The sequence below is a fragment of the Candidatus Pelagibacter sp. HIMB1542 genome (assembly GCF_052047835.1).
Lineage (GTDB): Bacteria > Pseudomonadota > Alphaproteobacteria > Pelagibacterales > Pelagibacteraceae > Pelagibacter.
The window spans coordinates 335884-348166 of record NZ_JBNAJB010000002.1 but is presented as its reverse complement, the minus strand read 5'-3'; the positions used below and the strand labels follow the sequence as shown (position 1 = coordinate 348166).

The following is a 12283-nucleotide window of genomic DNA, read 5'->3' as shown; positions in this document are numbered from 1 at the left end:
TTTCTTAATATACAATTGTCTAGTCAAAATAAAAATTTATTAGCTTTATCTCTTTTATTTATTCAACCGATATTCATGGCATCTAATTTAATTGTTGCTAGAGGTGGTGTTGAGTTTGTACCCCCAATTTCATTAGCTTTTTGGAGGTGGACGTTTGTATTTTTACTTCTTTTACCTTTCACATATTCATCATTAAAAAAAAATTTCAAAGTTATTAAAAATGAATACTCAAAATTATTTTTTCTAGGCGCAATGGGATGTGGAGTTTGTGGGGCTTTTCCTTTTTTAGCAGGTAAAACGACAACTGTTACAAATATGGGAATTATTTATACCTCATCTCCTATTTTTATAATTATGATTTCTGCAATATTTTTTAAAGAAAAAATTAATTTATTAAAAATTATTGGTTTGATTTCGTGTTTAGTTGGGGTTTTAGCAATTATTATTAAAGGAGATTTAAATTTACTTTTAAATTTAAATTTCACCATTGGAGATTTATGGATGTTGGCAGCTGCGATTGGCTGGGCCTTATATTCGATTTATTTATTTTACTGGAAATCTCAATTATCGATTTTTACTAGATTTTCTATGATATCTTTTTTTGGTGCAGTTAGTTTATTTCCATTTTATTTGGCAGAAGAAATTTATTTTGAACAAACTATATTTAATTCTGATTTTTTATTGTGGACTATATTTGCAGCCGTTTCACCAGGAATTATAGCATTTACTTTATATACTAAAGCTCAAGAAAGCTTAGGAGCTTCACTTACTGGTTTTACTTTGTATGTATTTACTATCTATGCAGCAATTTATGGATTTGTATTGTTTGATGAAAATTTAGAAACATTTCATTATATTGGTACTGCACTTGTTTTTGTTGGAGTTTACTTAGCAAAGAAAAATTATGATACCAAAACCTAGGAAGTTAATTTTGCAAATTATAATTTGGATCTTCGTTATATATCTTATTTTACTAGCTTATCTTTTTATATTTCAAAGAAATCTAATGTATCATCCCCAGGAAAATAATTATTCAGGAGATAAAATAGAAGTAGAAATAGAAAAAGTTCAAATTCAAACAGCAGATAACATTAGCCTTTTAGGATGGTTTCATAAAAAAGATTTGAAAAAATTTAAGACCGTTGTTTATTTTCATGGAAATGCAGGAAGCCTAGAAAATAGAATTCATAAATTAAATCATTTTAAAAATATGGATGTAAATTTTTTAATTATCGCTTGGCGTGGATTTAGTGGAAATTTAGGAAAACCATCTGAAAATGCTTTATATGAGGATGGAAAAAGCGCGATTAACTGGCTTAAAAATAAAGGTTTGAGTGACAGTGATTTAATCATTTATGGAGAGTCACTTGGCACAGGAATTGCAACTGAGGTTTCTCAAAATAAAAAATATGCTGGTTTAATTTTAGAAACACCTTTCACTTCAATGATTGCTGCAGCTAAGAATTTTTATCCATACATTCCTGTCTCTCTAATATTGAAAGATAAATATAAAAATGATGAAAAAATAAAAAATATTAATATTCCAGTTTTAGTTATGCATGGCGAAAAAGATCAAATTGTTCCTTTTTCAATGGGCAAGAAGATGTTTGATTTAGCAAATGATCCAAAGTCCTCTTATTTTACCAAACATGACGATCATATGATGGAATTTGATAATAATATGGTTTTCCAACTAAGTTCATTTATAAAAAGTTTAAATTAAGCCACAATCAAAACAATTTTATTCCAAAAATTCTAATTAATTTCTAATCATGAAGAAATTATTCATTTATATTTTTTTGACTTTTCTTATTTCAGGAACTTCTTTTTCTAAAGAAAATTTGTCTTCAATTGAAAATTTATTTTTTATTGATCAAATGAACTCACATGATGAAAATTTTGCTTTGTATTTTAAACCAAGAGAAAAGGCTATATTAGCAAAAGGGGAAGTAAGTAATTACATCAATGATTACCCTAAAGATCTCTATATATATGATTATAAAACAGAAGTATCATCACCATTGATTTCTTATGAATGGTTTCCAAGAAAAGCAAAAAATTTTTTAAAGGAATATAATTTTCCAGTTTTTCCAGATGATTTTGCTTATTATCTATTAAAGGATAACAAAACATTGGTCATGATTAGTGCTGTTAAAAGTTTAAAAGTAAATTTTAAATACGATATTGTTGAAAAGAAATTAGATTTATATCCAACTAATGGAAAGTTTGATTTCATTATTTCCTCTATTGCAAAGGACTGCGGACACTACAAATTTAAGGATAATTATAGATGTAGTTTCTATAAACCTTTAATATCTAGTAATTTAATTAAGTAATTTGTGTAAACGCATCAGCAAATTTTTCAGCTTCAAAAATTTGCAGATCATCTTCCTTTTCACCTAAACCAAGTGCAATAATTGGTATTTTATACTTTTTGGCTACAGCCAGAAGTATTCCTCCCTTAGCTGTTCCATCTAATTTTGTCATCACCAAGCCTGTAATTGGGATAATTTTATTAAATTCTTCAACTTGATTTAAAACGTTTTGACCTGAAGTTGCATCTAAAACTAAAATCACATCATGAGGTGCACTTTCATCTATTTTTTTTGTAACGTTTGCTATTTTTTTATATTCTTCCATTAGGTTTTTTTTATTTTGCAGTCTTCCAGCAGTATCAATTAAAACTTGATTAAAATTGTTTGATATAGAAGTTTCTATTGCCTTATAGGCTACAGATGCAGGATCAGAACCTTGTGAAGATTTTGTAATTTCAACATCAATTTTTTTGGCCCAATTTTCTAATTGCTCTATAGCAGCAGCTCTAAATGTATCTGATGCTGCCAACATAACTTTATTACCATTTTCTTTTAATATTTTACTAATTTTTCCAATAGTTGTTGTTTTACCAACGCCGTTAACTCCAGAAACTAAAATGGCATTAAGTTTTTCTTTATTTTTAAAAAATTCATTATTTTCTAGAGGTTTCATAACTGAGATAATGTACTCTTTAAGAATATTATTTATCTCAGCAGTTAAATCTTTGTTTGGATCTATTTTTGTTTTTGAGATTATTTCTCTAATTTCTGAGGCAGAAGCTACCCCAACATCTGATTGAATTAAATAATCTTCAATTCTGTCTAAAGTTTTGTCATCAATTTCTTTTTTGACAACTATATCTCTTAGGCCCGATGTAAAAGCTGAAGCACTTTTTTTAAATCCTGATTTAAATTTTTCGAAAATTCCCATTAAATTTCTATATCGATTTCTTTTATGTCAGAAACAGGACCTTTCATGTGGATACTATTTTTTTCATCTATAGATATCGTCAATCTTCCAGTAGAAAATTCGATGTTAACTTTATCGCTAGCAAGTCCTGCCTGCTTAGCAGCAAAGGCAGTAGCACATGCTGCAGTTCCACATGCTTTTGTCAAACCAGCTCCTCTTTCCCAAACTTTTACCTTTATTAACTCTTTATTTATTATTGTAGCTATTGTGACATTACATTTTTCTGGAAACAGTTTGTGGTTTTCTATTTCTGGGCCAATTTTTTCTATTTCGAATTGTTCGTTGTCTTTTACGAAAAAAATTATATGAGGATTTCCCACATTAACAGCCGTTCCTCCAAAAAATTCATTATTATTTGAATCAACAATTTTAATATTTAAGTTTTTAGTTTCTAATTCTTCAGATAATGGAATTTCATTCCATTTAGTTCTGCCCAAACCAATTTCAGTAGATACTAATTTTTCTCCTAAAATATGAGATTTTAAATGACCAGATAAAGTTGTTAATATAATTGTGTCTTTATTTTTTTCTTTTCCTAATAGCTCAGCCACACACCTTGTACCATTTCCACATGCACCAGAAACCCCACCATCAGAGTTAAAAAATTCTATTGAAGCATCGTAATTTTGGTCTTTATTAATTAATATAAGTTGGTCGCATCCTATAAAGTTTCTGTCACAAATTTTAATTATTTGGTCTTTCGTAAGATTTGTAACTTTTTCTCTATTATCAATAATTACAAAATCATTGCCTAAACCATCCATTTTAAATGCTTTAATATTCATAATTAGATATTTAACTTATTTATTGACTTTTTGAACCTCTATTATAGGTTGTTGCCGTTTCCGCAAAAACATTAACTTTGCGGTGTCTTTGGAAACAAAGAGATCGACACTAGTCAGCGAGAGCTCGCCCACTAGTGCGTTACTGCTATGCGTAACAAAAAAATATATGTTTGAAAATTTAACAAATAAATTTGAAGAAATTTTTTCTTCTTTAAAAAAAGCACCCTCTCTGAATGAAGCTCAGGTAGATGAGGGCTTGAGAAGTATTAGGCAAGCATTGCTTGAGGCAGATGTTTCTTTAGATGTTGCAAAAGAATTTGTTGAAAACGTAAAACCTAAAGCTTTAGGACAAGAAATCATAAGATCAACTTCTCCTGGAGATATGGTTGTAAAAATTGTCTACGATGAGTTAGTAAACTTACTAGGTTCTAGCAATGCAGATATAAATTTAAATGCTGTACCACCAGTTCCTATGATGATGGTTGGTTTGCAGGGTTCGGGTAAGACAACTTCTACTGCAAAATTAGCTAAATATTTAGAAGATAACAAAAAGAAAAAAGTGATGATGGTCAGTTTGGATATTTATAGGCCAGCAGCACAAGAACAGCTTAGATCTTTAGGTGAACAGAATAATATTTTGACACTTCCAATTATTGAAGGTCAACAACCAACTGATATTTGCCAAAGAGCCATGAGTGCAGCAAATCTAAATGGAGCAGATATAATTTTGTTTGATACAGCTGGGAGAACTCAAATTGATTTACAAATGATGAGCGAGATCAAACAAATTGAGAGCATTATTAATCCAGCAGAAACTTTTCTTGTAGCGGACTCTCTTACAGGTCAAGTTGCTGCTTCAGTTGCAAAAGAGTTCAAAAACACAGTTAACTTATCTGGAATAATCTTAACTAGAGCTGACGGTGATGCCAGAGGCGGAGCTGCCGTGAGTATGAAATATGTATCAAATGTTCCGATAAAATTTTTGGGTATAGGTGAAAAAATAGAAAATTTTGAGGTATTTCATCCAGATAGAATAGCAAATAGAATTTTAGGAATGGGAGACATTGTTTCTCTTGTAGAAAAAGCTGCACAAGATTTAGGTGAAGAGAACATTAAAAAAGCTGAAGAAAATTTAAAAAAGGGTCAATTCTCTATGGAAGATTACCTTTCTCAATTAAGACAAATGAAAAAAATGGGAGGCATTGAGGGGATCATGTCTTTTATGCCAGGAGTATCTAAAATTAAATCTCAAATGGATTCAGCAGGGATTGACGAAAGTATTATAACAAAAAACGAAGCTATCATTTTATCAATGACAAAAAAAGAGAGAGAGAATCCAAAAGTAATTGATGGTTCAAGAAAAAAAAGAATTGCTAATGGCTCTGGCACAGATCCAGCCACTATCAATAAATTGCTTAAGCAATTTAAAATGATGTCTGAAATGATGAAAAAGATGTCAAAAGGAAATCTGAAAGGTATGTCTGATCAAGGGATACCACCAGAGCTATTTAATAAACTAAAATAATAAAATAAGGAGAACAAATGTTAAAACTTAGATTATCAAGGGGAGGATCTAAAAAGAGACCAGTTTACAAAGTTGTTGTAGCTGACAGTCGTTTCCCAAGAGATGGAAGATTTATAGAAAAAGTTGGTTTTTTTAACCCACTACTTCCTAAAGATAAAAAAGAAAGAGTAGGTCTTGAAGCTGAAAGAATTAAATATTGGCTAGGTCAAGGCGCTAAACCAACAACAAGAGTTGCAAGAATTTTAGGTGAAAATGATTTAATCCCTATGCCAGTAGCTGGAAATAATCCAAATAAAGCTGTTCCTAAAAAAGAAAGAAATAAAAAAGAGGAAGATGGTGCAGAAGCCCCTAAAGCTCCTAAAGCAGAAGCAGCTCCAGCAGCAGAAGCTCCAAAGGAAGAAGCTCCTAAAGCAGAAGCAGCTCCAGCAGCAGAAGCTCCAAAGGAAGAAGCTCCTAAAGCAGAAGCAGCTCCAGCAGCAGAAGTTCCAGCTGAGGAAAAAAAATAAACTGAGGACAGTATATGTGGCAAGCTCAAGTGTTTACACTTTATCCAGATATTTTTCCTGGTCCTTTGTCTAAAGGTCTATATGGAAAAGCAATGTCTAAAAATATTTGGAATTTAAAAGTAGTAAACATTAGAGATGCTGCTGATGATAAACACAAAACTGTAGATGATACTCCTTATGGAGGTGGTTCAGGTATGTTGATGAAAGCTGATGTATTAGCAAAATCATTAGATCAAAATAAAAATGAGGGAGAAAAAATATTATATTTATCTCCAAGAGGAAAAAAATTTGATCAAAATTATGCCAAAGAACTATCAAAGGAAAAATCGGTTTCGATAATTTGTGGACACTTCGAAGGAGTTGATGAAAGAGTGTTAAGCACGAGAAATATAGAAGAAGTTAGTATTGGAGACTTTATTTTATCAGGAGGAGAGTCAGCAACATTTGTGGTGATTGATAGTATTTTGAGACTTTTACCCGGTGTTCTTGGAAATGAGAATTCTACGGTAAACGAAAGTTTTGAAAATGGATTATTAGAGTATCCTCAGTTCACAAAACCTCAAATTTGGGAGGAAAAAGCGGTTCCAGAAGTACTTTTGTCAGGAGATCACAGTAAAATTAAACACTGGCGTTTATCTCAATCTGAGGCTATAACACGCGTCCGAAGACCAGATTTATGGGAAAAATATAAAAAGAATTAATTTGATAAATATAACTATGAAAACAATTGAAGAGATAAATCAACATAACGTTAAAAAAATACTTTCAGAAAAAAAGATACCTGAATTCTATCCTGGAGATGTAGTTAAAGTAGGTGTTAGAATTACAGAGGGAAAAAAAGAGAGAATTCAATATTTTGAAGGCGTTTGTATTGCAAAAAAAAGCAGAGATTTAAACTCGTCTTTCACAGTTAGAAAAATTTCTTTTGGTGAAGGTGTTGAAAGAACATTTCCACTTTATGGAACTCTAATTGACTCAATTAAAGTTATTAGATCAGGAAAAGTAAGAAGAGCAAAATTATACTATCTAAGAGATAGAACAGGTAAATCAGCAAGGATTGCAGAAAAAATCAGAAAAAAAATTGGTATTGATGTTGATGCAAAACCTGAAACAGTTACTGAAGAAAATGTAGCACCACCAACAGAAGCTCCAAAGGAAGAGGCTCCTAAAGTAGAAGCAGCACCAGCTGCAGAAGCTCCAAAAGAAGAAGCCCCTAAGACAGAAGAAGCTACTGCCGAACAATCAACAGAAAGTACTTCAGAAAAAAAATAATTTTTTTTTCAATGTCCACTACTCTTTACGATAAAATTTGGAATGATCATTTAGTAGATCAGCAAGAAGATGGAACAGCTTTATTGTTTGTCGATAGACACTTAATTCATGAAGTTACTAGTCCACAAGCTTTTGAAGGTTTAAGAAATTCAAATAGAAAAGTTTGTCATCCTAATTTAACTTTAGCTGTTGCTGATCATAATGTTCCAACGACAGATAGAACTAAAGGGATATCAGATAAGGAATCAAAAATACAAGTTGATACATTAGAATCAAATTGTAAGGAATTTGGTGTACAGCTTTTTGGTATGGATGATAAAAGACAAGGAATTGTTCATATTATTGGACCAGAACAAGGTTTTACTCAACCAGGAACAGTTATTGTGTGTGGAGATAGTCATACCGCAACTCATGGTGCTTTTGGCTCGCTAGCTTTTGGTATTGGAACATCTGAAGTTGAACATGTTTTAGCGACGCAAACACTCGTTCAAAAGAAAGCAAAAAATTTTAGAATTAATGTTAATGGAACACTTCCATTAGGAGTAACATCCAAAGATGTAATTCTTCAAATCATTGGCAAGATTGGTACAGCAGGCGGAACAGGTTGTGTAGTTGAATATGCTGGAGATTTAATAACATCGTTAAGTGTTGAACAAAGAATGACCATTTGCAATATGACTATTGAGGGTGGTGCAAGAGCTGGATTAATTGCTCCAGATGAAAAAATATTTGAATATTTAAAAGGTAAACCCATGTCTCCAAAAGGAGATAATTGGGAAAAGGCATTGGAATATTGGAACAGTTTGAAAACAGATGCTGATGCAAGTTTTGACAAAGAAATAAATCTTAATGCAAATGAGATTTTACCAATGATTACTTGGGGGACATCACCTCAAGACGTAATTACAATTGATGGAAAAGTACCTAATCCTCAAAATGAAAAAGATGAGGATAAAAAGAACTCAATTGAAAGAGCACTAAAATATATGGGATTAACACCTGATATGGCAGCAACTGATATCAAGATAGATAAAGTATTTATTGGAAGCTGTACAAATGGAAGAATTGAAGATTTAAGGGAAGCTGCCAAAATCTTAAAGGACAAAAAAATATCATCTCATGTAAATGCTATTGTTGTTCCCGGGTCAGGATTAGTTAAAGAACAAGCTGAGCAAGAAGGTTTAGATAAAATATTTGTAAATTCAGGATTTGAATGGAGAGAGCCAGGCTGTTCTATGTGTTTAGCAATGAATGCAGATAAATTAAAACCAGAGGAAAGATGTGCATCTACTTCAAACAGAAACTTTGAAGGAAGACAGGGAAGAGGCGGCAGAACGCATCTAGTAAGCCCCGGGATGGCAGCTGCAGCTGCAATCTCTGGTAATTTAGATGATGTAAGAAAGTATCAAAATTAAATGCAAAAATTTAATACATTAAAAAGTATTCCAGCTTATTTACCAATCGTAAATATCGATACAGATATGATTATTCCTAAGCAATTTTTAAAAACAATAAAAAGAACTGGACTTGGAAAAAATTTGTTTTTTGAAATGAGATATGACGATAATGGAAAAGAAATTAATGATTTTGTATTAAATCAGGAACCATTTAATAACTCAAAAATTTTAATTGCAGGAAACAATTTTGGATGTGGTTCATCAAGAGAGCATGCTCCATGGGCATTGTTAGATTTTGGAATTACTTGTGTGATTAGTTCAAGTTATGCTGATATTTTTTATAGTAATTGTTTTAAAAATGGAATTTTACCAATAATTCTCGAAGAAGAAAAAATAAAAGAACTTTCTGAATACGCAAATAGAAAAGAGGAAATTTCTGTAGACTTAAATGATCAAAAAATTATTTATGGAAACAATGAAATTAAATTTGAAATAGATCCATTTAAGAAAAAATGTTTGCTAGAAGGATTAGATGACATTGCTCTTTCTTTAAAAAAATCTGACAAAATTGAAAATTTTGAAAATCAATTAAAAGATAAAAAACCTTGGATTTTTAATGATTAAAGTTAAAAAAAGAAAAATTCTATTATTACCAGGAGATGGTATTGGACCTGAAGTAATTGGAGAGGTTAAAAAAATAATTAACTGGTTCAATGATAAAAAATCCTTAGACTTTGAAATAGATGAAGATCTTGCTGGTGGATGTTCTTACGATAAACACGGTACACCAATAACAGATGAAGTTTTTTATAAAGCTTTAGAGAGTGAAGTTGTTATGCTTGGTGCAGTGGGAGGACCCAAGTGGGATAATATTGAGTTTTCAAAAAAACCTGAGAGAGCTTTATTAAAATTAAGAAAAGAATTAAAATTATTTGCAAATTTGAGACCTGCAATATGTTTTGAACAATTAGTTGGCGCATCAACACTTAAACCAGAGGTGGTTTCTGGGTTAGATATAATGATTGTAAGAGAATTAACAGGTGGAATTTATTTTGGTGAACCAAGAGGTATTAAACCAATAGAAAATGGTGAAAGAAAAGGAATAAACACTCATACTTATACTACCAGTGAAATTACTAGAGTTGCAAGAGTTGCTTTTGATCTTGCTAGAAAAAGATCAAACAAAGTTACCTCTTGTGAGAAATCTAATGTAATGGAAGCCGGACAACTATGGAAAGAAGAAGTTCAGGAACTTCATGAAAAAGAATACAAAGATGTTGAGTTAAGCCATATGCTTGCAGATAACTGTGCAATGCAATTACTTAGAAATCCAAAACAATTTGACGTAATTGTTACTGATAATTTATTTGGTGATATGCTTTCAGATCAAGCTTCAATGTTAACAGGATCTTTAGGATTATTACCTTCTGCATCTTTAGGTGCAAAAAATAAAGATGGTGAAATGAGAGCAATGTATGAACCCATACATGGTTCAGCTCCTGATATTGCAGGAAAAGGGCTAGCAAATCCAATTGCAACAGTATTAAGTTTTGCAATGGCTTTAAGATATTCTTTAGATCTTGATAATGAAGCTGATGCTTTAGAAAATGCAGTACAAGCTGTGTTAAATGATGGTCTAAGAACAAAAGATATCCTTTCTGAGGGTATGAAAGAAGTATCTACTTCGCAAATGGGCGACGCGATAATTTCAAAATTGCAATAAACCTCTAAGTATTCTAAGCTTTTCAAATGCCAAGTTATTTTGCACCTGTTAAAGATATGATGTTTCTCTATGAAAAATTAAGAGATAATAAAAATTATAATGATCTTGAAAGATATAATGAAGTTAGCTCAGATTTGGTTAAAGATATTTTAGAAGAAGCAGCTAAAATCAATCAAAATTTAATTTTACCACTTGCTAAAGCAGGCGATGAAAATCCGGCAGTTTTAGAAAATGGTGTAGTTAGAACACCACCAGGATACAAAGAAGCTTATCAAAAATATATTGAGGATGGGTGGACTTCATTGTCATGCGATCCAAAATATGGTGGTCAAGGAATGCCAAAAACAGTGAGTGCTTTTTTTGACGAAATGCTTTCTTCAGCGAGTTTATCTTTTAAACTTTATAGTGAATTAAGTATTGGAGCATACAATTGTATTAATCATCACGCCACTGATGAAATAAAAGATAAATATTTACCTAAAATTGTAGAAGGTAAATGGAGTGGCACGATGTGCTTAACAGAACCTGTCTGTGGTACCGATTTAGGCTTACTTAAAACAAAAGCAGTTAGTCAATCCGATGGAACTTGTAAAATAACTGGTCAAAAAATTTTTATCACATCAGGTGATCATGACTTAACAGAAAACATTGTTCATTTAGTCTTAGCAAGATCTACCGACTCTCCTCCTGGAACAAAAGGAATAAGTTTATTTTTAGTACCCAAGTTTTTAGTAAATCAAGATGGATCGGTTGGACAAAGAAATGGTATTTCAACAGGATCTATTGAAACAAAAATGGGAATTAAAGGTTCTGCAACTTGTGTTTTAAACTTTGATGATGCAACAGGATACATGATTGGTCCTAAGGACAAAGGTTTAAATGCAATGTTTACCATGATGAATCTTGAGAGAATTGTAGTCGGTATTCAGGGATTGGGTATTTCAGAAATTGCTTACCAAAATTCACTTGCTTATGCAAAAGAGAGAAAACAAGGAAAAACTAATAATTCTAAATCTACAAATGGTGCAGATTTTATTATTGATCATGCAGACATAAGAAGAACTTTATTAAACATGAAATCAATAATTGAGGGAGAAAGAGCTTTATGCTTTTGGCTGTCTCAACAAACTGAAGTTAGTCTTCATCATCCAGATGAAAAAATTAAACAGGAAGCTTCTGATTATGTTTCTTTGATGACACCTGTAGTTAAATCTTTATTTACTGATTTAGCCATGGAGATTACGAGCGATGCTATGCAGATTCATGGAGGGTACGGTTACACTAAAGACCAAGGTATTGAACAGTTATATAGAGATAATAGAATAACACCGATATATGAAGGAACCAATTCAGTTCAAGCCGCTGATTTAGTATTTAGAAAATTAATAAACAGAAATGGTGATGTAATTTCTAAATATTTAGAAATGATAAAATCTGAATGTGAAAACAAACATGAAAAGGTAAAATCTTTTACAAAAGATCTTACACATTATCTTGATATTTTATCAAAGTTCACTGGTTGGATTGTAGACAAAAGTAAAATAGAAAAAGATGATGTTTCTGCAGCTGCAAATGACTATTTAAAAACACTTGGTTATATTTCGATTGCTTTTTCATGGATAAAAATCTTAGAAATCAGCTTTAAAGATTATGAGGAAAATAAAGAGTTTTATTCAGATAAAATTAATACAGCTACATTCTACTTTGAAAAAGTGTTACCAAGAGCAGAATATCATTATAAATCTGCAGTTTCAGGTAGCTCAAATATAATGAAATTTAAATTTAATTAA

General features: G+C 31.3%; 13 protein-coding genes. 11 read left to right on the top strand and 2 right to left on the bottom strand.

The genetic code is table 11. From position 1 onward, the window contains the following. Positions 1-15 precede the first annotated feature (15 nt). The 3 genes from ACTTBI_RS06080 to ACTTBI_RS06070 all read left to right on the top strand — a co-directional run bounded on the left by ACTTBI_RS06080 (position 16) and on the right by ACTTBI_RS06070 (position 2336). Positions 16-921 carry a DMT family transporter gene (locus ACTTBI_RS06080; RefSeq protein ID WP_440653155.1) on the top strand — a complete coding sequence of 302 codons (906 nt, stop codon included), beginning with the start codon at positions 16-18 and terminating at the stop codon, positions 919-921. An 85-nt stretch (positions 922-1006) separates the two neighbouring features. After that, positions 1007-1723: an alpha/beta hydrolase gene (locus ACTTBI_RS06075; RefSeq protein WP_440619081.1), complete on the top strand. Its 717-nt coding sequence runs from the start codon at positions 1007-1009 to the stop codon at positions 1721-1723. Between the two features lie 49 nt (positions 1724-1772). Continuing rightward, positions 1773-2336, top strand: a complete 564-nt coding sequence (locus ACTTBI_RS06070; RefSeq protein ID WP_440613676.1) for a hypothetical protein — start codon at positions 1773-1775, stop codon at positions 2334-2336. Here the strand turns inward: ACTTBI_RS06070 and ftsY are convergent. Both ftsY and dapF read right to left on the bottom strand, forming a co-directional pair. Next, on the bottom strand, positions 2329-3246 hold the full coding sequence (gene ftsY, locus ACTTBI_RS06065; protein WP_440653154.1) for a signal recognition particle-docking protein FtsY: 918 nt from the start codon (positions 3244-3246) through the stop codon (positions 2329-2331). The genes ACTTBI_RS06070 and ftsY overlap by 8 nt on opposite strands. After that, the gene (gene dapF / locus ACTTBI_RS06060; RefSeq protein ID WP_440653153.1) at positions 3246-4070 is read right to left on the bottom strand and encodes a diaminopimelate epimerase; all 825 of its coding nucleotides are present in this window, start codon (positions 4068-4070) and stop codon (positions 3246-3248) included. Before dapF ends, ftsY begins: the two co-directional genes overlap by 1 nt. A gap of 166 nt (positions 4071-4236) precedes the next feature. Between dapF and ffh the strand changes: the two genes are divergently transcribed. The 8 genes from ffh to ACTTBI_RS06020 are packed head-to-tail and all read left to right on the top strand — an operon-like array spanning position 4237 to position 12283. Next, entirely contained in the window at positions 4237-5595 is a 1359-nt protein-coding gene (gene ffh, locus ACTTBI_RS06055; RefSeq protein ID WP_262589911.1) for a signal recognition particle protein, read from the top strand. A gap of 17 nt (positions 5596-5612) precedes the next feature. Then, positions 5613-6101 (top strand): 30S ribosomal protein S16, encoded by a 489-nt coding sequence (gene rpsP / locus ACTTBI_RS06050; RefSeq protein WP_440653152.1) that lies wholly within the window; start codon positions 5613-5615, stop codon positions 6099-6101. 14 nt (positions 6102-6115) lie between these two features. Further along, positions 6116-6802, top strand: a complete 687-nt coding sequence (trmD, locus tag ACTTBI_RS06045; RefSeq protein ID WP_440653151.1) for a tRNA (guanosine(37)-N1)-methyltransferase TrmD — start codon at positions 6116-6118, stop codon at positions 6800-6802. Between the two features lie 16 nt (positions 6803-6818). Beyond that, the gene (rplS, locus tag ACTTBI_RS06040) at positions 6819-7373 is read left to right on the top strand and encodes a 50S ribosomal protein L19 (protein WP_262589909.1); all 555 of its coding nucleotides are present in this window, start codon (positions 6819-6821) and stop codon (positions 7371-7373) included. An 11-nt stretch (positions 7374-7384) separates the two neighbouring features. Beyond that, positions 7385-8788 (top strand): 3-isopropylmalate dehydratase large subunit, encoded by a 1404-nt coding sequence (gene leuC, locus ACTTBI_RS06035; RefSeq protein ID WP_440653150.1) that lies wholly within the window; start codon positions 7385-7387, stop codon positions 8786-8788. Beyond that, positions 8789-9394: a 3-isopropylmalate dehydratase small subunit gene (leuD, locus tag ACTTBI_RS06030; RefSeq protein WP_440613682.1), complete on the top strand. Its 606-nt coding sequence runs from the start codon at positions 8789-8791 to the stop codon at positions 9392-9394. After that, complete coding sequence (gene leuB, locus ACTTBI_RS06025; RefSeq protein ID WP_440613683.1) at positions 9387-10493, top strand: 3-isopropylmalate dehydrogenase; 1107 nt, start codon at positions 9387-9389, stop codon at positions 10491-10493. Before leuD ends, leuB begins: the two co-directional genes overlap by 8 nt. 26 nt (positions 10494-10519) lie before the next feature. Further along, positions 10520-12283 (top strand): acyl-CoA dehydrogenase family protein, encoded by a 1764-nt coding sequence (locus tag ACTTBI_RS06020; protein WP_440653148.1) that lies wholly within the window; start codon positions 10520-10522, stop codon positions 12281-12283.